Origin of the sequence: Tepidibacillus fermentans, assembly GCF_004342885.1 — a bacterium.
Lineage (GTDB): Bacteria > Bacillota > Bacilli > Tepidibacillales > Tepidibacillaceae > Tepidibacillus > Tepidibacillus fermentans.
In genome coordinates, this window is record NZ_SMAB01000025.1 from 1 (window position 1) to 19305 (window position 19305).

Sequence of the window (19305 nt, forward strand, 5' to 3'; positions counted from 1 at the left end):
CTACCTAGGGGAACTCTCAAATACCGATTACGCTTACATAATATATTTGTATATATTTGTAAAAAATTTCTCCCACAAAAACTTGACACAAACATGAATTTTGTATTTGTTGACTCGTATTGTTGTTTATGATAATATAGTTCAAGTGGTGTGTTGTAACACATTTTCACCGCGCGAAATGGGTTTAAGCGAAGGAGCACCTGATTTCGGCGAGTCTCTAAATCAGAGGGAGGTGCGGCATTGATGTACGCCATTATTAAAACAGGTGGTAAACAATACAAAGTTCAAGAAGGAGATACCATTTACATTGAAAAGTTGTCCGCAAATGAAGGGGATACTGTTCAATTTGATGAAGTATTAATGGTATCCAAAGAAGACGGTATTATCGTTGGTACGCCAACTGTTGCCAACGCAACTGTAACAGGTAAGGTTGAAAAGCATGGCAAAGGTAAGAAAATTATCGTTTTCAAATATAAAGCAAAGAAAAATTACCGCCGTAAGCAAGGTCATCGTCAACCATTTACCAAAGTTGTTATTGAAAAAATCAATGCATAATGTGTGAGATATGATTCACGTTAATGTTTCACAATCGAAAGAAGAGAATCGAATTCTTCATATCATGATAATGGGTCATGCTGGATTCGGCCAACCTGGAGAAGATATTGTTTGTGCAGCGGTATCTGCATTAGCGATCGGTACTTTGAATTCCACAGAACGCTTATTAGGAATCGATCTGAAACCGATCTCTGATGAGAAAGATGGTGGAGTTCTAGCATGGAATATTCCTAAAGTAGATGACCCGATCCTTGACGAACAGTTACAGTTATTGATGAAAGCGTTGGTTGAGTCATTGAAGATGATTGAAGAAGAGTATCACGAGTTCATTCAAGTGAATGTATAATACATCTCAATTCGGGAGGTGCATTTCAATGCTAAAGATGAATTTACAATACTTTGCTTCCAAAAAGGGAGTAGGTAGCACTAAAAACGGTCGTGATAGTATTGCAAAACGTCTTGGAGTGAAACGTGCAGATGGACAAACTGTGAGTGCTGGTAGCATTCTTGTTCGTCAACGTGGTACCAAAATTTATCCAGGCGTTAACGTAGGTATTGGTGGAGACGACACACTATTTGCAAAAGTAGATGGTGTAGTAAAATTTGAACGTCTTGGTCGTGACCGTAAAAAAGTAAGTGTTTATCCTGTAGCTGTTGAAGCGTAAGAATAGAAGTGATTGCATAATCCCAGTCGATCGGCTGGGATTTTTTCATGGATATAAAAATAATGATATGTATTATATATTAAATTAAGTATAGGATGTATGAGGAAAATAGGATATACTAAATAAGAATTAAATGTATGAACCCATGAAATAGATAGAAATACGAGGCTGATGAAATGATAGTCATTTTACTCATACTTTTCCTTATTGCAACAGGACTACTTCTGTTCGTATGGAGAAAGTATAAACGATTATCTCGTCAATTGAGAGAAATGAATCTTCTTCACAAAGAAAATGATCCACAAGAATGCAATGATAAGTTAATTTCACTTCTTCGCAATTATCGACATGATTGGCTCAACCATTTACAAGTGATTCTCGGGTATGTCTCTTTAAAGAAGTTGGACAAAATTTCTAGCTATATTATGCAAGTTCATGAAGAGGCAAGACAACATACATTAATTTCTAAATTGAAACATAAAGATCTTGCGGTTTTTCTCTATATGATTCCTATTGAGTATCCTAACATTCAGATTCAGTTAGAGTTAGCGAATGATTTACCAGAAATTGATTTTCGTGAAGAAGGAACATGGATTTTGCAAACATTACAATCTATTTTTTCTCTTCTTCAACAACAGAGTATTGATCAACATTATATTTATTCCTCAATTCTATCGATGAATCGTTTAGAGAAGCAAATTGTGGTGAATATAGAATTAGAGGGTAATCTTACATCTTACCATGAAAGCATTACACAGATCGGTGAACAAGTGAAACAACAAGGTGGGCAATTCTTCATTGACCTATATAATGAACAAGAATTTATGATGGAGTTTCATTTTCCAATACAAGCAAGAGGTGTAGCGAATGTTTGTTGATAAAGTAAAAGTTTATGTAAAAGGTGGGGATGGTGGAAACGGTCAAAAGGCGTTTCGTCGAGAAAAATATGTTCCTCTTGGTGGCCCAGCAGGTGGTGATGGCGGAAAAGGGGGAGATGTGATTCTAGAAGTTGATGAAGGACTTCGAACCCTTCTTGATTTTCGCTATCAAAAGCATTTTAAAGCCTCGCGAGGGGAAAATGGTCGAAATAAGGGGCAACATGGGGCAAATGCTGAAGATATGATCGTTAAGGTTCCACCTGGAACAGTCGTGATCGATGATGATACTGGGGAAGTTTTGGCTGATTTAACTCATCATGGACAACAAGTCGTTGTCGCAAAGGGGGGAAGAGGTGGCCGCGGGAATATGCGGTTTGCAACCGCTGCGAATCCTGCTCCTGATATTGCGGAAAAAGGGGAGCCAGGAGAAGAACGGTACCTGGTATTAGAACTAAAAGTGATGGCCGATGTAGGGCTTGCTGGTTTTCCTAGTGTTGGAAAGTCGACTCTCTTATCCGTAGTTTCCAAAGCAAAACCCAAAATAGCAGCCTATCACTTCACCACATTATCACCCAATTTGGGCGTTGTTGAGGTAGGAGATGGTCGTAGTTTTGTTCTTGCAGATTTGCCAGGATTGATTGAGGGAGCACATTTAGGCGCTGGATTAGGTCATCAATTTTTACGTCACATTGAACGGACAAGGATCATTTTACATGTGGTTGATATGGCCGGATCTGAAGGTCGTGACCCCTATGAGGATTGGGTTAAGATTAATCATGAATTAGAACAATATAACCTACGTTTACTCGAAAGACCACAATTGATCGTTGCCAACAAGATGGACCTACCTGAAGCAAAGGAGAATTTAAAAGCCTTTCGTGAAAAAATAGGAGATAAGTATCCGATCTATCCGATTTCCGCGATTACTGGTGAAGGAATCAAGGAATTACTGTTTGCGACAGCTGATTTATTAGATACGTTACCGACTGAACCATACATTGAAGAAGTAGAACATGAGGAAAGAAAGATTTATAAGAGCGAGGCAAAAGAAGAACAAGAATTTACAGTACATAAAGAAAACGAGTTCTTTGTTGTTAAAGGAGAAAAGATTGAAAAGCTATTCAAGATGACAGATTTTAACCAATATGATTCAGTCCAACGATTTGCTCGCATATTGCGAAAAATGGGTGTGGATGAAGCCCTTCGAAACTTAGGGGCAAAAGATGGAGACAGTGTTCGAATCGCCGATTATGAATTTGAATTTGTGGAGTGAAAGATAAAAGGGTTGCTCAAATACTTGGGCAACCCTTTTCTTCCCCACCAGCGATTTTTTCCTGTGCTGTGGTCACTTTTTTGGTGGAACGTTTGGCTAATTTGTCAACAATTAAAGCAATTGCTCCATCACCGGTAACATTCACTGCAGTCCCAAAGCTATCTTGAGTGAGATATAGAGCAATCATGAGGGAGAGTTGAGCTTCATTAAATCCTAACATGGATTGTAAAAGTCCAAGTGCCGCCATAACCGCTCCTCCAGGAACTCCTGGTGCTGCGACCATTGTTACCCCTAACATTAAGATAAAGGGGAACATCAGTCCAAAATTAGGAACATGACCTGCCATAAACATGACGGCCATCGAAGCCATGGTCAAAGTGATCGTGCTTCCAGATAAATGAATGGTTGCACACAAAGGAATGACAAAGTCAGCCACTTCGTCAGAGATACCATTCTTTTTCGCACTGCGCAAGGTAACAGGTATCGTTGCCGCAGAAGATTGAGTTCCAATAGCCGTCAAATAAGCAGGTATCATGTTTTTAAGCGCCTGGAATGGATTCTTTCCTGATACAGCTCCTGCAACAGTATATTGGAAAAGAAGAATGACAATATGACTTAAAATGACAATCACGAATATGGAACCAAACACCTGCATGATGCGAACAACTTCGCCAGCATAGGTCATATTCGCGAAAATTCCTGCGATATGAAAAGGCAATAACGGAATAATCACTTTTTGGATCACTAATTCTACAATTTCTTGAAAATCTTTAACTGCAGCATAGAGAGTTTTATTCTTAATCGCTGCCATACCCAATCCCAAGAGAAATGCGGTAATTAAAGCTGTCATTACTCCCATAATTGGTGGGATATCCACTTGGAAAAACCCTTTTACTAATGCTTCTTCCGGGTTATTCGCATTTCCTGATGCCGCATTAATGAGTCTTGGCAGGATTCCGTTTCCAACAGTATAGGCAAATGTACCTGCGATAATGGTAGAAAGATACGCTAATAAAGTGGTAATTCCTAAAAGTCTACCTGCACCTTTCCCCAATTCAGCAATTCCAGGAGCAACAAAACCAATAATGATAAATGGGATGACATAGGATAAAAAGTTACCAAAAATGCCGTTAAATGTGGCTAAAAGTCGGACAAAAAAGTCCAAATGGAAAAGCTCTTTTGAAAGATACCCGATTAAAATACCAGATAAAAGTCCAATTAACAGACGAGGCAACAAACCAATTTTTTTCTTCATTCTTTTCCTCCTTCATTAGCGAATTAAAGCGGTAATGCTTTGAACAAAGATTAAAAATTAATTATATTTTATATAATTTTCCTAGAAAGAATCAATATTAAATTTTTTTTATAAATTGTCAACCAATAAAATAATACAAAACTATTGTAAAATTTTCAGTCACCCTTTATAATGTCCGTTATAAAGATACATTTGTATTTTACAGGAGGACGAAATGAATCGCAAGAAGGAAGAACTCTTTTATTTAGTACGAGCAGATATATTACCTGACGCCATTTTAAAAACGATTGAGGTAAAAAAAATGCTGCAAAACCAAGAAGTTGAGACGGTAAATGAAGCGGTTAAACGTGTTGGGATAAGCCGAAGTGCTTATTACAAATATAAAGATGGCATTTTTCCTTTTAATGCGATGATGAAAGAAAAAATTGTCACGATTTCACTGGATTTGGAACATCGATCAGGGATTTTATCCAATATGCTCTCGTACATTGCAAAAGTTGGCGGCAACGTTTTAACGATCAACCAGACGATTCCACTGCAAGATATTGCCAATATTGTCGTCTCTATTGATACCGTATCGATGAAGATTGGGATTAGTGACTTAATTGATGGATTAAAGGAGATTGAAGGAGTGAAAAAAGTTCAATTAATTGGGCGTGGATAGAAAAAGGGAGGAGAGAAAATGCAAGAGAAAAAAGTTGTAAATATTGGTTTGTTTGGTTTAGGAACAGTGGGTACTGGGGTTGTAAAGTTAATCGAAGGACATCAAGAAGATCTGGTCAAACAAACAGGAAATGAAATCAAAATTGAAAAAATTTTGATTCAAGATCCAGATAAAGATCGTAATTATAAAGTTGATTCAAATCTATTAACTACCGATCCATGGGAAATCATTCATAACAAAGATATTGACGTCATTATCGAAGTGATGGGAAATGTTTATCCTACCTATGAATATTTAATGGCAGCGTTGGAACAAAGAAAACATGTGGTAACAGCAAATAAAGATTTAATGGCTTTGCACGGTGCGGAATTACTACAGCAGGCAAGTAAGTACCAATGCGACTTATATTATGAAGCAAGCGTTGCAGGGGGGATCCCGATTATCCGTGCTTTAGTTGAAGGGTTTGCTTCAGATCGCATCACCAAACTTGTAGGGATCGTAAATGGAACCACTAATTATATTCTTTCCAAAATGAGCGAGGAAGGTTTATCTTTTGAAGAAGCATTAAGACAGGCGCAGGAGTTAGGCTATGCTGAATCTGATCCCACTTCAGATGTAGAGGGATTTGATGCAGCTAGAAAGATGGCGATATTAAGCAACCTTTCCTTTCATATGGATGTGAATATTCAGGATGTAAAAGTAAAGGGAATTACTCAAGTTACCAAAGAAGATATTGAACTTGGCAAGCAGTTAGGATATGTCATTAAACTTCTTGGTATTGCCCAATTGAAGGACGAACAACTCGCAATTTCTGTACAACCAACCATGATTAATAAAAACCATCCGTTGGCAAAGGTAAATGGGGTATTTAATGCCATCTATGTTTATGGAGAAGCTGTGGGAGAAACTATGTTTTATGGTTCTGGAGCAGGCCAATTACCAACAGCGACAGCCGTTGTATCGGACCTTGTAACGGTTGTAAAACAAATGAATTTAGGAGTAAACGGTAGAGGTGTAGTTGCTCCTTATCGGCCAAAATTGATGATGTCAGATGAACTGATGACTTCACGCTATTTTATACGGCTAAAAGTGTCTGATCGAGTAGGAGTTCTTGCTAGAATCACTGAGAATTTTGCTGAAGAAATGGTGAGTATCGAAGAAGTGCTTCAATTGCGTCTTCATGAAGAGAAAAAAGCCCAATTAATTATCATTACTCATGAAACGTCGAAAGCTCAACTTTCAAGACTTTTGCCCAAATTAGAAAGCCTAGAGGTTGTTGATGCGATTAATAGTGTCTATCCAGTAGAGGGGGATGAAGTAGAATGAGGGCAATACCATTATTAAAAAAATATCAAGACTTTTTACCAATCAATGATAAAACCCCAATTTTATCCTTGCATGAAGGGAGTACCCCTTTAATCGAAGCAAAGCGTTTATCAAAAGAACTGGGAATCCGTCTATTTTTAAAATTTGAGGGGATGAACCCAACAGGGTCATTTAAGGATCGGGGAATGGTTTTGGCAGTGGCAAAGGCATTAGAAAATGGTAGCAAGAAAGTGATCTGTGCTTCAACGGGCAATACTTCTGCTGCGGCAAGTGCATATGCAGCTAGTGCAGGAATCGAAAGTATTGTCGTTATTCCTGAGGGAAATATTGCTCTTGGAAAATTAGCACAGGCAATGATCTATGGTGCTAAAGTGATTGCAATTAAAGGGAATTTTGATGAGGCCTTAGCGATTGTTCGCAAAATTGCAGAAAAAGAAGATTATACACTTGTGAATTCAGTCAATCCTTATCGAATTGAAGGACAAAAAACAGCAGCTTTTGAAGTTGTCGATGATTTAGGAGATGCTCCTGATTATTTGGCGATTCCTGTTGGCAATGCTGGGAATATCACCGCCTATTGGAAAGGATTTAAAGAATATTATCAGGCAGGAAAAAGTAAACAGCTTCCCAAAATGATCGGCTTTGAAGCAGAAGGAGCTGCGGCATTGGTAAAAGGGGAACCAATCCCAAATCCAGAAACCGTAGCCACTGCAATTCGAATTGGAAATCCAGCTAGTTGGAAAGGTGCGATGAATGCAGTCGAAGAATCAGGAGGATTGATCGACTCGGTTACTGATGAAGAGATTTTAGCCGCTTATTTACGGATTGCAAAAACAGAAGGAGTCTTTGTCGAACCAGGTTCTGCTGCTTCCTTAGCAGGCGTCATCAAAAAGCAACAACAAGGATATTTTGAGGCTGGAGCAACGGTAGTCAGTGTGTTAACTGGTCATGGACTTAAAGACCCTAACATTGCAGTGAAAACAGTACAAACCACTCCGCTCGTGGTAGAAAATGATTATCAGGCAGTCTTAGAGGCCATTCAATCAAGTCAGGTGACTGTATTATGATTGGCCGGGAAAAAACCATTCATGTGAAAGTTCCAGGTAGTAGTGCCAATTTAGGGCCAGGATTTGATTCTTTAGGTTTAGCCTTACCATTATATTTATCTGTTCGTGTCAAACGAGCAGATCGAGACTCAATCAAGGTCTATGGAGATCACCTTGCATCTTTGCCATTAGATTCGACGAATCTGATTTATCAAACGATGAGTTATTTTTATCAAAAGGAGAATCAAGAGCTACCGCCCGTAGCCATAGAGATTGAAAGTGAAATTCCCTTATCAAGGGGCTTAGGAAGTAGTGGAGCTGCGATTGTGGCTGGGTTATTAGCTGCAAATGAACTGATGGGTAGTAGGAAGAGCAAAGAAGAGATTCTCCAATATGCGACCGAATTAGAAGGGCATGCAGATAATGTTGCGGCCTCGTTATTTGGTGGGCTAGTAGTCACAGCGTGGGATGGGAAAACAGCAAAAGCGGAACATTTTCCTCTGACCGATCAACTGCAGGTTTTACTTGCAATTCCAAATTATACTTTATCGACGAATACTGCACGAAAAACCATTCCTGAGACAATTCCACTAAGAGACGCAGCTTTTAACATTGGTCATTCTACTTTGCTGATCACGTATTTGTTAACAGGTCAGTATGATAAGATCCCTTTTGCGATGAAAGATCGGCTACATCAACCCTATCGGCAAACGGCTGTAAAGGGATTAGAACGAATTGTTAGCGAAGTTGACCAAAATCGCTTATGGGGTGCAGCGTTAAGTGGAGCGGGACCAACACTTATTCTTTTTATCCACCCCAATCAAAAAAGAGTGGCTAAAGAATACATGATGCAAATTGCAAGAGAAGAAGGAGTTGAATTTCAACTCAAATTTTGCTCGATTGAAAATGAAGGTGCTAAATTGGAAATCTTATGGGAAAATGAAAGAATATCTATTCAGTAAATGAGTGAAAAAACTCACCTTTGTTAGACAAGGGTGAGTTTTTTTTCGCCCAAAAGATGAGCAAAAAACCTATAGACGCATATGATGTATTGTATTTTTAGCAAGGAGGTTAGTCAGGATGAAAATTCATATTGTAAAAAAGGGTGACACTCTTTGGAAGATTGCTCAGAAATATAATGTGGATTTGCAAACATTAATTGAAGCGAATCCTCAAATAAAAAACCCCAATCTAATTGATGTGGGAATGAAAATTATCATACCAATAGGAGGTACGCCTATGGAACCGAAGTATCCGAAAGAAATGCCAAAACCCCCTGTAGAACAGCCGCTGCCACAACGGCCAATTGAGATGCCGAAGCAACCAGTACCATCAATGCCTACGCCACAATTGCCTAAATTACCAAAGTTACCAAAACTTAAAAAGCCAAAGCTTCCGCAAATTCCTATGATGCCAATGCCACAAATACCTTATCAAGTGCCACACTATCATAAATCCAAAAAAAATAAAAAGCATCATCACAAACACTATTATTACCATCAGATGCCATACAATATACCAATGCCACAAATGCCACAGCAAATGCCATATCAAATGCCAATGATGCCACAAATGCCATATCAAATGCCACGATTGCCAATAAGACGTCCTCGATTTATGCCAATGATGCCACAAATTCCTCAACAAATGCCATACATGATGGATCCATGTTTACAAATGCCTATGGGAATGTATCCTGATTTTGAGAGTTCAAGCTCAATGGATTCCAGTAGTTCAATAGAATCAAGCAGATTAATGGGATCAAGCAGTTCAATAGGATCAAGCAGTTCAATAGGATCAAGCAGCTCAATGGGATCAAGTAGTTCAATGGGGTCTAGCAGTTCACTGGGTTCCAGTAGCCCCAGTAGCTCAAGTTTTGCTAGTTCATCGTCAACGGGAAGTTCTAGCAGTTATCGGATGCCAATGCCAAAACATCCAAAACCATTTTTCTAAATGGAAAGCAAAAAATGAAAGGAAAGAGCTATCTTCGCATATATATTTAGGGATAGCTCTTTTTTTGTTTGTGGGATTTGCAAAATTCATCAACGATTTTGATAAATAAAATAGGAAGTGGTTTGATGGAGGAGCGTATTTCTGAATCTTTGGCAAGGGAATACGGAATCGAGATTGAGCGGATTGAACGGTTTCGTCATTTATGGAAGGTTTACGCCAAAAAAGGTGTTTATGTTGTAAAGGCATTTCCAAATGCCGTCTCTTTGGTTTATTGGCAGACTTATCTTTTTAATGAGTTGAGAAAAAAAGGGTTTTCTCAGTTTTCGCAAATACTTAGAGGTCAACATGGATACCCTTGGTTTGGAGTGAAAAGTTACCCTCTTGTTGTGATGCCTTATCTAGAAGGAGAAACGGCTCGTTACTCAAAACTCGATCATCTTGAGAAGGTAGTTCGTGTATTAGCAAACTTTCATCATCATGCAGCATGGATTGGAACAGAAGTCAAACCAAAATATCGTGAACTCCGAACCTATCGCTTATTTCGAAGACTTCAGGAATTTGAGCAATTATATCAAAACCTGATGGTCAAAAAAGAGCGAGATGCTTTAGATGATGAGATTTTAATCATTGGACAAGAAATGATTGATTTTGGTAAAGAAACGTTTCAGTATATCGACCAGTATAAAATTAATCGAATCAATCAAGATGCGATCGATTATCGTTTTGTTGCTCATCGAGATGTAGCCAATCATAATTTTTTATTAGGTGAAAAAGTTTGGATGATCGATTTTGATTTATCTGGTTATGAAGCACAGGTGATGGATTTATGGCAATTGATCAACCGTGTAATGGTTGATTGGAACTGGGATTTAGATATCTTTTTAAAAGTAGAAGAAGATTATTCCTATTATCGAAAACTAACAGATGATGAGCGAATGATCTTACGCCAACTTTCTTTATATCCGAATGAATTTTTCCGAGAGAGCTTAGGTGCTTATTACCGGCCTAATAAATATAAAAAAGATCATGTGCTCCCTTATATTCAACGCTTTCGTCTTAAATTTGATTGCTATTATTCTTTTCGGGAAAAGATCTTGAGAGCATAAGTTGAATTGAGGGGAAAAATTTAATAAGATATTAAAAAATGAAATCTTTTATGAAGGGATAAGGAAGGGGGTATTATCATTGGATCTTTTTCAAGAAAAATTAAGACAATATAAGGAAAGAATTCAAGAAGATATTTCAGAACGGGTCAATTTTATCCGAAGTTATGTTGAAAATGCCTGTGCAAAAGGGGTCGTTGTCGGTATTTCTGGTGGAATTGATAGCTCTGTAACCGCTGCATTATGCCTTAAAGCATTAGGAAAAGAGCGTGTATTAGGTATTTGGATGCCTGCTTATTCTAATCCTGTGCATGAGAAAGACGCAAATGCATTAGCAGAAGCGATTGATTTAAATCTTGTGAAGATTGACGTTGGACCCGCCTTTGATGCGATATTACCTGAGATTGAGAAGATTGAACCATTAAATGATTTACAAAAGGGGAATACCAAAGCTAGACTACGAATGACTAGCCTATATGCTATAGCTGGACAAAAGGGGTATCTTGTTGCCGATACTTGTAACTACTCCGAAATCTATGTGGGCTATATGACAAAAGGTGGGGATGGTTTAGCTGATTTTAATCCTGTCGCTAGTTTAACCAAACATCAAATTCGAATGGTGGCGAAGGAATTAGGTATTCCTGAGTCGATTATTTCTAAGCCCCCATCAGCTGATTTGTGGGTGGGACAAACCGATGAACAGGAAATGGGATTTACATATGAGGATTTAGATCGTTATTTATTAACAGGAGAAGGGAAACCAGAAGTGATTGAGAAAATTGAACATTTGCATCGTATAAGTGAACATAAGCGTACTTTGATGCCAGGGATTTAACTCCTTCTAACCTCTAGAACAAAAGTTGTGAAATAATTTTGTTCTATGCAATGGTTAAAATGTATAAATAGGTAAAGATTTGGGTATGAATAGGAAAAAACCATAAAAAGGGGTTTTTTCATGTATTTTCATTTTATTTTAAGGAAATGGATTCGTTTTGTTATTTTTCCTTTACTGGTTGTCCTAACCATATCCTTATATGCATTTAATGAGTTAGAAAATTCACAATCTACACGGGAAGTTAATGCATCCGTCCCGATGAAATTAACATTGATTACGCACTATGCATGTGGAAAAGATCTGATTGAAAAAAAAGATGAAATTCTCTCATTGAAGGATATTTCACAAAAATATCCGAATTGGATGATTGAGAAAATTGATCATAAAACCAACGAAATTGTTTTGAAAAGAAATTTAGAAGATTTGGCTCCTGATTGTAAAGGTGCTTATTTTGGATTAAGTCCAGATGGTCATCTGATTTTATATAAAGATCCAAAGGAAAAACAAGTGATTGAAACGTTCTTCCAAATTGACATCGAGAGTTTAGAAACAGGACTTCCTGAAGAACCAATCCGCCAATTGCAAGAAGGCATTCCTGTTCATAATATTGCAGAATATAATAGTGTATTATCAACCTTTAGTGAATTTTCAATGGAATAGTAAATCGCTGAAACTAATAAAAAGTCACGGTTCCGTGGCTTTTTTTTGTGGTGTTTTTTTGGTATAATCAGCATGATGAAAATATATGTTCGTATCTCGATGGGGGAATTTTGTGATAATATTAGGTTTTGACCCGGGAATTGCGATTGTTGGTTTTGGTGTAATCAAAAAAGAGGGAAATCAAGTTCGTCCTCTTCAATATGGAAGCATCCAGACCAAGGCTGGTTTAGATACAGGAATTCGGCTAAAGCAAGTCTATGATGCAGCGAAAGAAATCATTGCGACTTATCAACCAGAAGCCGTCTCCATTGAAAAACTATATTTTAATAAAAACGTAACGACGGCATTTACCGTTGGACAGGCTAGGGGAGTTCTCATGTTAGCTGCTGTAGAAGCAGGGCTACCCATTTTTGAATATACGCCTTTACAAATCAAACAAGCGATTGTGGGTTATGGGAAAGCAGAAAAAAAGCAAATTCAAGAAATGGTAAGAATGTATTTGAATCTGAAGGAAATTCCTAAGCCTGATGATGTGGCCGATGCGTTAGCAATAGCTATTTGCCATGCCCATTCTGCCAAAATGATATCTTTACTCAATAAGGGGAAAACCATATGATCGATTTTGTCCAAGGAACTATTGTTGATCTCGATGAAGAATCAGTGATTGTGAATGTCAATGGAATAGGGTATCAGGTTTTTGTCCCACGGCCTGAAGAATATCAATCGATGCTCAATCAATTTTGTATGATTTATACCCATCACCATATGCGTGAAGATTGGATGGGACTCTATGGCTTTCAAGATAAAGAAGAACGTTACCTCTTCCGTTTATTGTTAGGGGTATCGGGAATTGGACCAAAAGGAGCATTAGCCATAATTGGTCAAGGAAATCCGAATCAAGTGATTCAGGCCATTGCCTCAGAAGATGAGAAATTTTTAACCCAATTGCCAGGGGTCGGCAAAAAAACAGCACAACGGATCATTTTAGATTTAAAAGATAAAGTAAAAGGATTAAGTTCTAGCGGAAATCTTTTTGATACAATGAAAAGGGAAGAAATAGAGGTAATACCTACCGAACAAGGTTCCGATTTAAAAGAAGCGCTAAAATCCTTGGGTTATCATGAGCAAGAGATTCATCAAGTTTTAAAAAGCTTGCAACCTTTGATTGAAAAGGGTGAGTCCCTTGATCGCTTAATTAAACTGGCATTACAAAATCTGATGAGAGAATAGGAGGAAGAGGCAGTGGAAGATCGCATTATCTCCGCTCAGATGTTAACGGAGGATCAAAGTGTCGAATTTAGCCTGCGTCCTCGTTTTTTATCGGAATATATCGGGCAAGCTAGAGTAAAAGAAAACTTAAAAGTGTTTATTGAAGCGGCAAAGATGCGGAATGAACCTTTAGACCATGTCCTTCTTTATGGACCACCAGGGTTAGGGAAAACCACCCTTTCCAATATCATTGCCAACGAGATGGGAGTAGGGATTCGCACCACATCTGGTCCAGCGATTGAACGACCTGGGGATCTCGCAGCAATCTTGACCAATCTTCAAGAAGGTGATGTACTCTTCATCGATGAGATTCATCGTCTTCATCGTACCGTAGAAGAAGTTCTTTATCCTGCGATGGAAGACTATGCTCTAGATATTATAATTGGTAAAGGACCTAGTGCAAGATCGGTTCGACTAGACCTTCCTAAGTTCACTTTAGTTGGAGCAACGACAAGAGCAGGATTATTATCTTCTCCCCTTCGTGACCGTTTTGGTGTTGTGAGTCGTTTAGAATATTATACCGTGGGCGAATTAACGCAAATTGTAACGCGAGCAGCAGACTTATTAGGTGTGCAAATTATGGGAGAAGCAGCGAAAGAGATCGCCTTGCGTTCAAGAGGAACGCCACGGGTTGCGAACCGTTTATTAAAACGAGTACGAGATTTCGCCCAAGTGATAGGGGATGGAATGATCACCGAAGAAGTTGCCAAGTCCTCATTGGAACAGATTCAAGTCGATCGTTTGGGGCTTGACCATATTGACCATAAATTATTGACAACCATTATTGATACTTTCCGTGGTGGCCCGGTTGGTTTAGACACGTTGGCCGCTTCCATTGGCGAAGAGTCGAATACGATTGAAGATGTCTATGAACCCTATCTCATGCAAATTGGCTTCTTACAGCGAACCCCTCGGGGAAGAATGGTTACTCATGCGGCATATCAACATCTAGGAAGGAGCATTCCCAATGAACCCAATGCCTAAACTGTTGATTAGTATTGGAATCGTGTTCATTATTCTAGGGATTCTCTGGCAAGTTGGCGGAAGATTCCTTTCATTAGGCCGACTTCCAGGGGATATTGTGATTAAAAAAGATAATTTTACGTTTTATTTTCCATTGATGACAAGTATTGTCTTAAGTCTTCTATTGTCTGGGATGATGTGGTTGTTCAGGTTTTTTAGGTAGATTCCCACTTCAAATAAAAACTTACCCTTGCAAAAGGGTTATTTTTTTTGATTTTTTCCAAAATAAAGAAGGTTTTTGATAAAAATAGTAGAAATATGTAAATATATGAAGTTCAATTATTCTATTTTTAATTAGGTGATCAATATGAGACTGATTATAAAAATTAAACCTTTAAAGCCCCTGTCATTGCCGATACACTATCAACAAATTTTGCAAGGTTTAATATATAGAAAACTTTTAAGTAAAGAGTTATCCGAATTTCTTCATAACCAAGGCTTTTTCTATCATAAACGCTCCTTTAAATTATTTACTTTTTCAAGACTATTCGGAACACATATCTTTGACCACCGAACAAAAAGAATGATTTTTACTGATGATATCTACTGGCAAGTAAGTTCAGTTAACCCTGAATTTATTCAGGAATTAGGGCAGAGGTTATTACTATCAGATCAATTATAAATAGATGTTGTATACATTTCTCTAAAACAGGAATTCATGTTGTTCCGATAAAACCACTAAAGGAGTTGAAGGATGATGCATGATAGATTTTTGGAGGATTATCATGGAAAGTATGTTTTGATAGAAATAGAAGGTAATATTAAAATAAAAGGTTTTGTAGAAGATTATAACTTTGGGCAAGATTTTGATGAAGAATATGACAGTATATGTGTAAGACTTGATGAAGTTATAACAAATAATGATAATGATATAAAAAATAACATAGGTGAAGTAATTTGTATTTATGAGAACGAAATAATCTCTATTTATGAAATATGATTTGTTAACAGGCACTTGCAATTGCAGGTGCTTTTTATATTGCCCTTTTTGGTATTGCAGGGCATAAAGAACAAGACCACAGCTGGAGCCGACCAGCATAAAAAGGCAAGTGGGAATAATAAAAGGAGGTTTATGTTATGGACTTAAAAGAACTTTTAGGAGAAGAACTTTACAGCAAAGTAAAAGAAAAAATAGGGGATAAGGAACTAATCGTTAATGATGGTTCTTACATTCCAAAGGCAAAATTTGATGAAATTAACGAGCAAAGGAAGCTGTATAAACAGCAAGCAGAAGACCTTAATAAGCAACTTGATGACATGAAAAAACAAGTAAAAGGCAATGAAGAATTACAAAATCGAATTCAGGAGCTCCAAACAAAACTACAAGAATCAGAAGGAAAGATAAAAGACGTTAGTATATCTGCAGCAATAAAAATGGCTGCAATGAAGGCAAATGCAAAAGACCCTGATATTATTTCAATGCTTATTGATAAGTCTAAACTAAATATCAAAGAAGATGGCTCCATTGAAGGACTTGACGAGCAATTACAATCAATTGCCGAATCAAAGGCTTTTTTATTTGGTGATGTGCAAACAAAAATAGGTGGTGCATCTAACCCACCAGGTGGAGCTAATCCTACTGTTAAAAACCCATGGGCAAAAGAAACATTTAATCTTACTGAACAAGCAAAGATTTTAAAAGAAAACCCTGCATTAGCAGAACAACTTAAAGCTGCAGCAGGTGTAAAATAAAAAAATTTAAAGGAGGAATAAATTATGGCTACAAAAATTCAAGATGTTATAATTCCAGAGGTATTTAACCCTTATGTAATTCAAAGAACAGCAGAACTTTCAGCATTATATCAAAGTGGTATATTATCACATACTCCAGAGTTTGACAGGCTTGCTTCAGCAGGAGCAAAGACAATTAATATGCCTTTCTGGAACGATTTAACTGGTGATGATGAAGTTTTAAGCGATTCAGGAGCATTAACACCAGATAAAATCACAGCTGGACAAGACGTTGCGGTAATTCTTAGAAGAGGAAAAGCATGGGCTGTAAATGACTTAGCGGCAAACCTTGCAGGAGATGACCCAATGAGGGCAATAGCTGATTTAGTTGCTGGATATTGGGCAAGACAAATGCAAAAGACCGTTATATCAATACTTAATGGTGTATTTGCATCAGCTTCAATGGCAGGAAATTTACATGACGTTTCAGCAGGAACTGGAGATGCTGCAAAGTTTACAGCAACAACATTCATAGATGCAGTTCAAAAGCTTGGCGATGCAAAAGAAAAGCTAACTGCAATTATTATGCATTCAGCTGTTGAAGCTGCACTTGCTAAACAAAATCTTATTCAAACTGTTCAACCTTCCGATGGTTCACCATCAATCAAAACATATATGGGCAAGAGAGTAATCATTGATGATGGTTGCCCATATAACAGCGGGACAGGCGTATTCACAACATATATTTTTGGTGAAGGTGCGATAGCATATGGTAGCGGAAATCCTGCAGGATTTGTAGCAACAGAAACAGACAGAGATTCACTTGCTGGTGAAGACTATCTAATCAATAGAAAGACATTTATTCTACACCCAAGAGGAGTAGCATTTACATCAGCAAGCGTTGCAGGTTCATCACCATCAAATGCAGAATTAGCAACTGCTGCAAACTGGAATAGAGTATATGAAAACAAGAACATAAGAATAGTTGCGTTTATGCATAAGATATGATGATGGGGTAGGGGAAACCTGCCTCATAAAATATTATTAGGAGTGATATAATGAGTGTAACTGCATTCAATAGAATACGAAGAGAAAAATTAAGGAGTGAAGAACAATGGCACTCACAGAAGGAATTGACAGCTTCTGCACCCTTGAATGGGCAGAAGAATACTTTGGAGGAAAACTCTACTGCGATGAATGGACAGGAGCAGACCAAGGAACAAAAGAAAAAGCCCTCAAAGAAGCAACAAGACGAATAAATAGACTAAGCTTCAAAGGTGCAAAGGCGGAATCAGGGCAGGTATTGCAATTTCCAAGAATTTTAGTTAGTGTTGGGCAAAGAATAGGCTTTTTCGGAGTGATAGAACCGCCTACAATTCCAGATGAAGTTAAAGCCGCAACGTGTGAAGAAGCTTTAGCGTTACTAAAGTATGGTAATAGTGCGAGAACTAAAGCACAGGAACAAAATTTAGTTAGAGTTACTTTTGGGGATGTATCAGAAGAATATAAAGGATATGGCAAGTTATTTAGTAAAGAAGCATTAGAGTTACTTAAGCCTTATATTGCTGGAGCGGTGGTGATAAGATGATAAAAGACTATCTCAATCAAACTGCAACGCTTAAAACTACAACTGGTTATAACGAATACGGCGAACCTGTATCAAGTACAAAAACCATTTTCTGTCGTTTTGAGATGAAAAGGAAACTTGTAAGGGATAAGCAAGGCAATCAGGTAGTTTCAGAAGCGACGATGTACTGCATAGACTCAATTGGTCCAGATGACCGGGTAGTTTATAACGGCAAAGAATACGTCGTAATCACCGTAAGCGAGATTGTGGACCTGGATGGTAAGATTACTCATTACGAGGTGGCGCTATAATGGCCAACTTTAATCTAAGATGGGATGATACTAAAGCAAAAACTATTGCAAAGATGGCAGCAACTAACGCACTTATGAAATGTGCTGCGGACTTACAGAGAAAGTCAGCAGAACAGGCGCCAATTGATACTGGGGATTTAAGAGCAAATTGTAGCGTTAGCCCATTGAAGATAGAAGGCAACAGGCTTGAAATCAGTGTAGGTTATGATTTAGTATACTCCGTAATACAACATGAACGTCTTGATTTTGCTCATCCAAAAGGGGGAAAACCTAAATTTTTAGAAGACCCTTTCAATGAGAACAAAGTCAAATATAATGTGTTTATTGACAAAATGATCAAGAACGCTTTAAAAGCGAGTGATTAACATGTTGCTTGATGATATAGCTGTATATTTGCAACAAAAGGGGATAGGCATAGTTGGCACGGACATATTTAAAGGGCAATTGCCAGCAACACCAGACAACGCAATTGCCCTTTTTGAATATGCTGGCGAACAACAGGATTTGACAGACGCAAACCTTGAATATCCGGGATTGCAGGTTTTGGTTAGAAATAAGGCTTATTCAGCAGGCAGACAGAAGATTGAGCAGGTGAGAAATGCCCTGCATGGATTAACCGAGACAACTATAAATAACGTCAGATATTTGCTTATTCAAGCAAGACAAAGCCCGGAAGCTCTGCCACGAGATGAAAGTGACAGAGCTATTTTTGTGGTTAATTTCAGAATAATCAAGGAGGTTGGTTAAGATGGCCATTGCAGGTAAAGGTGGGAGTGTTTATATCGGGACTAACAAGGTAGCGGAAATAGATCAATGGAGTGTTGATTTCAAGGCTGATACAAAAGAAACAACCAACTTTGACAGTAATGGTTGGAAAGAGTTTATACAGACGATCAATGAGTGGAGCGGGAAAATTGAAGGAAACTTCAAGCCTACCGACACAACCGGTCAGGCGGCTTTAATTACCGCTTTTATGAATGGCACAACTGTTAGCGTGGAATTTAGAATAGACAGCACAAAGAAAATTACCGGCACTGCATATCTTGAAAGCATTGGACTTGAAGCAAAGGTAGATGACAAGCAAACATTTAAGGCAGATTTTAGAGGAACAGGCCAACCGACAGTTACCTTAACCTAATGTGAGGTGAGATAAATGGCATTAGCAGGGAAAGTGGCGGCGGTGTACGTTTCGGACGTTGCCGCTGCTCCTGTTACTTTTACAGACCAAGCTACAACGGCAGATGCAATTTA

27 protein-coding genes are annotated in these 19305 nt (G+C 38.1%); 26 read left to right on the forward strand and 1 reads right to left on the reverse strand.

Translation table 11 applies throughout. From position 1 onward, the window contains the following. Positions 1–243: 243 nt before the first annotated feature. The 5 genes from rplU (at position 244) to obgE (ending at position 3371) form a co-directional block, all read left to right on the forward strand. On the forward strand, positions 244–555 hold the full coding sequence (gene rplU / locus EDD72_RS11375; RefSeq protein ID WP_132770428.1) for a 50S ribosomal protein L21: 312 nt from the start codon (positions 244–246) through the stop codon (positions 553–555). 10 nt (positions 556–565) lie between these two features. Then, on the forward strand, positions 566–901 hold the full coding sequence (locus tag EDD72_RS11380) for a ribosomal-processing cysteine protease Prp (protein ID WP_132770430.1): 336 nt from the start codon (positions 566–568) through the stop codon (positions 899–901). 28 nt (positions 902–929) lie between these two features. Then, positions 930–1220, forward strand: coding sequence for a 50S ribosomal protein L27 (gene rpmA / locus EDD72_RS11385; protein ID WP_132770432.1), 291 nt, complete (start codon positions 930–932; stop codon positions 1218–1220). A 176-nt stretch (positions 1221–1396) separates the two neighbouring features. Further along, positions 1397–2098 (forward strand): Spo0B domain-containing protein, encoded by a 702-nt coding sequence (locus EDD72_RS11390; protein WP_132770434.1) that lies wholly within the window; start codon positions 1397–1399, stop codon positions 2096–2098. Beyond that, positions 2088–3371, forward strand: coding sequence for a GTPase ObgE (gene obgE, locus EDD72_RS11395; RefSeq protein WP_132770436.1), 1284 nt, complete (start codon positions 2088–2090; stop codon positions 3369–3371). Before EDD72_RS11390 ends, obgE begins: the two co-directional genes overlap by 11 nt. 16 nt (positions 3372–3387) lie before the next feature. Here the strand turns inward: obgE and EDD72_RS11400 are convergent, their stop codons facing one another. Next, on the reverse strand, positions 3388–4626 hold the full coding sequence (locus tag EDD72_RS11400; RefSeq protein WP_132770438.1) for a dicarboxylate/amino acid:cation symporter: 1239 nt from the start codon (positions 4624–4626) through the stop codon (positions 3388–3390). Positions 4627–4840: 214 nt separating this feature from the next. On the opposite strand from EDD72_RS11400, the gene EDD72_RS11405 reads away from it, so the two are divergent. From EDD72_RS11405 to EDD72_RS11505, 21 genes are all read left to right on the forward strand, one after another. Continuing rightward, the gene (locus tag EDD72_RS11405) at positions 4841–5290 is read left to right on the forward strand and encodes an ACT domain-containing protein (RefSeq protein WP_132770440.1); all 450 of its coding nucleotides are present in this window, start codon (positions 4841–4843) and stop codon (positions 5288–5290) included. An 18-nt stretch (positions 5291–5308) separates the two neighbouring features. Next, complete coding sequence (locus tag EDD72_RS11410; RefSeq protein WP_132770442.1) at positions 5309–6616, forward strand: homoserine dehydrogenase; 1308 nt, start codon at positions 5309–5311, stop codon at positions 6614–6616. Continuing rightward, on the forward strand, positions 6613–7683 hold the full coding sequence (gene thrC / locus EDD72_RS11415) for a threonine synthase (RefSeq protein WP_132770444.1): 1071 nt from the start codon (positions 6613–6615) through the stop codon (positions 7681–7683). The genes EDD72_RS11410 and thrC overlap by 4 nt, the downstream gene beginning before the upstream one ends. After that, complete coding sequence (gene thrB, locus EDD72_RS11420) at positions 7680–8624, forward strand: homoserine kinase (protein WP_132770446.1); 945 nt, start codon at positions 7680–7682, stop codon at positions 8622–8624. The genes thrC and thrB overlap by 4 nt, the downstream gene beginning before the upstream one ends. 118 nt (positions 8625–8742) lie before the next feature. After that, positions 8743–9615, forward strand: a complete 873-nt coding sequence (locus EDD72_RS12980) for a LysM peptidoglycan-binding domain-containing protein (protein ID WP_132770448.1) — start codon at positions 8743–8745, stop codon at positions 9613–9615. A gap of 125 nt (positions 9616–9740) precedes the next feature. After that, positions 9741–10721, forward strand: a complete 981-nt coding sequence (locus tag EDD72_RS11430; RefSeq protein WP_132770450.1) for a phosphotransferase — start codon at positions 9741–9743, stop codon at positions 10719–10721. Positions 10722–10800: 79 nt separating this feature from the next. Next, positions 10801–11553, forward strand: a complete 753-nt coding sequence (nadE, locus tag EDD72_RS11435; protein ID WP_132770452.1) for an NAD(+) synthase — start codon at positions 10801–10803, stop codon at positions 11551–11553. A gap of 120 nt (positions 11554–11673) precedes the next feature. Continuing rightward, a complete protein-coding gene (locus EDD72_RS11440) occupies positions 11674–12213 on the forward strand; it encodes a BofC C-terminal domain-containing protein (RefSeq protein WP_132770454.1) in 540 nt (179 codons plus the stop codon). 112 nt (positions 12214–12325) lie between these two features. Further along, the gene (ruvC, locus tag EDD72_RS11445; RefSeq protein WP_132770456.1) at positions 12326–12829 is read left to right on the forward strand and encodes a crossover junction endodeoxyribonuclease RuvC; all 504 of its coding nucleotides are present in this window, start codon (positions 12326–12328) and stop codon (positions 12827–12829) included. After that, entirely contained in the window at positions 12826–13443 is a 618-nt protein-coding gene (ruvA, locus tag EDD72_RS11450) for a Holliday junction branch migration protein RuvA (protein WP_132770458.1), read from the forward strand. Before ruvC ends, ruvA begins: the two co-directional genes overlap by 4 nt. Before the next feature lie 12 nt (positions 13444–13455). Next, on the forward strand, positions 13456–14466 hold the full coding sequence (ruvB, locus tag EDD72_RS11455; protein ID WP_132770460.1) for a Holliday junction branch migration DNA helicase RuvB: 1011 nt from the start codon (positions 13456–13458) through the stop codon (positions 14464–14466). Then, positions 14450–14668 (forward strand): DUF2905 domain-containing protein, encoded by a 219-nt coding sequence (locus tag EDD72_RS11460; protein ID WP_132770462.1) that lies wholly within the window; start codon positions 14450–14452, stop codon positions 14666–14668. The genes ruvB and EDD72_RS11460 overlap by 17 nt, the downstream gene beginning before the upstream one ends. A gap of 186 nt (positions 14669–14854) precedes the next feature. Then, positions 14855–15127 carry a hypothetical protein gene (locus EDD72_RS11465; protein WP_165895077.1) on the forward strand — a complete coding sequence of 91 codons (273 nt, stop codon included), beginning with the start codon at positions 14855–14857 and terminating at the stop codon, positions 15125–15127. A gap of 75 nt (positions 15128–15202) precedes the next feature. Then, on the forward strand, positions 15203–15445 hold the full coding sequence (locus EDD72_RS11470; RefSeq protein ID WP_132770466.1) for a hypothetical protein: 243 nt from the start codon (positions 15203–15205) through the stop codon (positions 15443–15445). Positions 15446–15582: 137 nt separating this feature from the next. Next, complete coding sequence (locus tag EDD72_RS11475) at positions 15583–16197, forward strand: phage scaffolding protein (RefSeq protein ID WP_132770468.1); 615 nt, start codon at positions 15583–15585, stop codon at positions 16195–16197. Between the two features lie 24 nt (positions 16198–16221). Then, positions 16222–17184 (forward strand): major capsid protein, encoded by a 963-nt coding sequence (locus tag EDD72_RS11480; RefSeq protein WP_132770470.1) that lies wholly within the window; start codon positions 16222–16224, stop codon positions 17182–17184. 106 nt (positions 17185–17290) lie between these two features. Beyond that, positions 17291–17764 (forward strand): DnaT-like ssDNA-binding protein, encoded by a 474-nt coding sequence (locus EDD72_RS11485; RefSeq protein WP_132770472.1) that lies wholly within the window; start codon positions 17291–17293, stop codon positions 17762–17764. Beyond that, positions 17761–18054: a hypothetical protein gene (locus EDD72_RS11490; RefSeq protein WP_132770474.1), complete on the forward strand. Its 294-nt coding sequence runs from the start codon at positions 17761–17763 to the stop codon at positions 18052–18054. The genes EDD72_RS11485 and EDD72_RS11490 overlap by 4 nt, the downstream gene beginning before the upstream one ends. Further along, positions 18054–18419 carry an HK97 gp10 family phage protein gene (locus EDD72_RS11495; protein ID WP_132770476.1) on the forward strand — a complete coding sequence of 122 codons (366 nt, stop codon included), beginning with the start codon at positions 18054–18056 and terminating at the stop codon, positions 18417–18419. The genes EDD72_RS11490 and EDD72_RS11495 overlap by 1 nt, the downstream gene beginning before the upstream one ends. 1 nt (position 18420) lies before the next feature. Then, on the forward strand, positions 18421–18801 hold the full coding sequence (locus EDD72_RS11500) for a minor capsid protein (RefSeq protein ID WP_132770478.1): 381 nt from the start codon (positions 18421–18423) through the stop codon (positions 18799–18801). Between the two features lies 1 nt (position 18802). Beyond that, positions 18803–19192 carry a phage tail tube protein gene (locus EDD72_RS11505; RefSeq protein WP_132770480.1) on the forward strand — a complete coding sequence of 130 codons (390 nt, stop codon included), beginning with the start codon at positions 18803–18805 and terminating at the stop codon, positions 19190–19192. Positions 19193–19305: the final 113 nt, after the last annotated feature.

Coding starts and splice junctions, on each gene's coding strand:
- rplU (WP_132770428.1), top strand. CDS start 244: ATGTACGCCATTATTAAAACAGGTGGTAAACAATACAAAGTTCAAGAA.
- EDD72_RS11380 (WP_132770430.1), top strand. CDS start 566: ATGATTCACGTTAATGTTTCACAATCGAAAGAAGAGAATCGAATTCTT.
- rpmA (WP_132770432.1), top strand. CDS start 930: ATGCTAAAGATGAATTTACAATACTTTGCTTCCAAAAAGGGAGTAGGT.
- EDD72_RS11390 (WP_132770434.1), top strand. CDS start 1,397: ATGATAGTCATTTTACTCATACTTTTCCTTATTGCAACAGGACTACTT.
- obgE (WP_132770436.1), top strand. CDS start 2,088: ATGTTTGTTGATAAAGTAAAAGTTTATGTAAAAGGTGGGGATGGTGGA.
- EDD72_RS11400 (WP_132770438.1), bottom strand. CDS start 4,626: ATGAAGAAAAAAATTGGTTTGTTGCCTCGTCTGTTAATTGGACTTTTA.
- EDD72_RS11405 (WP_132770440.1), top strand. CDS start 4,841: ATGAATCGCAAGAAGGAAGAACTCTTTTATTTAGTACGAGCAGATATA.
- EDD72_RS11410 (WP_132770442.1), top strand. CDS start 5,309: ATGCAAGAGAAAAAAGTTGTAAATATTGGTTTGTTTGGTTTAGGAACA.
- thrC (WP_132770444.1), top strand. CDS start 6,613: ATGAGGGCAATACCATTATTAAAAAAATATCAAGACTTTTTACCAATC.
- thrB (WP_132770446.1), top strand. CDS start 7,680: ATGATTGGCCGGGAAAAAACCATTCATGTGAAAGTTCCAGGTAGTAGT.
- EDD72_RS12980 (WP_132770448.1), top strand. CDS start 8,743: ATGAAAATTCATATTGTAAAAAAGGGTGACACTCTTTGGAAGATTGCT.
- EDD72_RS11430 (WP_132770450.1), top strand. CDS start 9,741: ATGGAGGAGCGTATTTCTGAATCTTTGGCAAGGGAATACGGAATCGAG.
- EDD72_RS11440 (WP_132770454.1), top strand. CDS start 11,674: ATGTATTTTCATTTTATTTTAAGGAAATGGATTCGTTTTGTTATTTTT.
- ruvA (WP_132770458.1), top strand. CDS start 12,826: ATGATCGATTTTGTCCAAGGAACTATTGTTGATCTCGATGAAGAATCA.
- EDD72_RS11460 (WP_132770462.1), top strand. CDS start 14,450: ATGAACCCAATGCCTAAACTGTTGATTAGTATTGGAATCGTGTTCATT.
- EDD72_RS11470 (WP_132770466.1), top strand. CDS start 15,203: ATGCATGATAGATTTTTGGAGGATTATCATGGAAAGTATGTTTTGATA.
- EDD72_RS11475 (WP_132770468.1), top strand. CDS start 15,583: ATGGACTTAAAAGAACTTTTAGGAGAAGAACTTTACAGCAAAGTAAAA.
- EDD72_RS11480 (WP_132770470.1), top strand. CDS start 16,222: ATGGCTACAAAAATTCAAGATGTTATAATTCCAGAGGTATTTAACCCT.
- EDD72_RS11485 (WP_132770472.1), top strand. CDS start 17,291: ATGGCACTCACAGAAGGAATTGACAGCTTCTGCACCCTTGAATGGGCA.
- EDD72_RS11490 (WP_132770474.1), top strand. CDS start 17,761: ATGATAAAAGACTATCTCAATCAAACTGCAACGCTTAAAACTACAACT.
- EDD72_RS11495 (WP_132770476.1), top strand. CDS start 18,054: ATGGCCAACTTTAATCTAAGATGGGATGATACTAAAGCAAAAACTATT.
- EDD72_RS11500 (WP_132770478.1), top strand. CDS start 18,421: ATGTTGCTTGATGATATAGCTGTATATTTGCAACAAAAGGGGATAGGC.
- EDD72_RS11505 (WP_132770480.1), top strand. CDS start 18,803: ATGGCCATTGCAGGTAAAGGTGGGAGTGTTTATATCGGGACTAACAAG.